Source organism: Leclercia tamurae (assembly GCF_025566055.1).
Lineage (GTDB): Bacteria > Pseudomonadota > Gammaproteobacteria > Enterobacterales > Enterobacteriaceae > Enterobacter > Enterobacter tamurae.
The window spans coordinates 1-1429 of sequence record NZ_JAMHKS010000051.1; the positions used below are offsets into that span (position 1 = coordinate 1).

The 1429-nt window shown below is 55.7% G+C and carries 1 protein-coding gene; it reads right to left on the minus strand.

Translation table 11 applies throughout. The annotated features are described in order from the left end of the window. Window positions 1-32: 32 nt before the first annotated feature. Window positions 33-1378 (minus strand): IS3 family transposase gene (locus tag M8318_RS00280; RefSeq protein ID WP_262660583.1). Its coding sequence is split into 2 segments (ribosomal slippage): window positions 33-901 and window positions 901-1378, totalling 1347 coding nucleotides; the frame shifts between segments, so codons are not numbered across the junction. Window positions 1379-1429: the final 51 nt, after the last annotated feature.

Genomic DNA, 1429 nt, shown 5'->3' on the forward strand with positions numbered 1-1429 from the left:
TGAACTGCGCCCCAAAACCTGGACGGCTTGTATTAACCGGTCTTCAGATACTCAGCCCGGAACGCCACCGGGCTGAGTCCTCCCAGACTCAGTTTGATACGCTTGTGGTTCCAGTACCTTATATACGCCCTGATGTCTTTTTCCAGCTCTTCCACGCTCCTGTACTGTTTCCGGTAGTACATCTCTGCTTTCAGATGGCCGAAGAAGTTTTCCATTACGGCATTATCCAGGCAGTTTCCCCTGCGTGACATGCTCTGCTGCACCCCTTTCTGCTCAAGGGCCTGCTGATAACTCCGCATCTGATAATGCCAGCCCTGGTCGCTGTGGATAAGCAGGTGACCTTTACCCCGGCGTTTTCTCAGCGCCTTCTCCGTCATCCGCCTGACCAGCTCCATTGCCGGTCTGCATGAGGTTTCCCAGGCCACGATTTCACCGTTAAACAGGTCGAGCACCGGAGACAGGTACAGCTTGCGTCCCCCGACATTAAATTCGGTCACATCCGTCACCCACTTTTCACATGGCCTCCCGGCCCTGAAGTCACGGCCCAGGATATTTTCCACCACCCTTCCTGCGCCTCCCCTGTAAGCCCGGTATTTTTTCTGCCTGACGGGCGATTTCAGCCCCAGCTGCTGCATCAGTTTGCGCACGGTTTTCTCACTCAGCCTGCGGCCCGGTGCGCACAGGGCGCTGCGGATGCGCCGGTATCCGTAACACCCTTTATGCTCGTGGAACAGGGAGACAATGAGCGCCTTCACCTGCGCATATTTATCTCCGGCCCGCTGCCGGGCGAGCTGATAGTAAAGCGTACTTCTCGCCAGCCCGGCTGCTTTCAGCAGGTCCGGCAGGGGATGTCCTGTGCGCAGGGACTGAACTACCCGCGCTTTTTCTCCCGCTCCCGGCGCTTTTTTTCCAGCAGATGCTCCTGCATGGCCTTCAGGTAGGCATTTTCTGCCCGCAGGTAACGCAGTTCTTCCAGCAGCGCCTCATGCGTCATGGGTGGGTCATTTTCTGGCGGGTGTGTCATCATTTTCTCCCGGTCCCGGGTGGTCTGTCGGAAGGCATTAGTGCCTTTCTCCTGATACAGTCTGACCCAGTTTTTGACCGTTGTGTGAGAAGGAATATTATACCGGGCCGCCACCCGGGGAAGGGAGTCAGTGCCCTGCTGCACGGACAGTACAACATGCAGTTTAAATTCAGGTGCATAGCTGCGTTTCGGGGCAGGAAGCAGCACCTCCCGGCCATGAAGCCGGTAGAGATTTATCAGGTAACAAAGATAGGTATGCGAGATCCGGAATTCAGCAGCCGTGGCATCCATACCGGCCTTTCCGGCAAGATAGTGACGTACGGCCGCAAGTTTTACAGCAGAAGAATGTTTCATAAACTGCACCCTCAGATGTCAGATCGTGTCCAACATTTTGGGTGCAGTTCA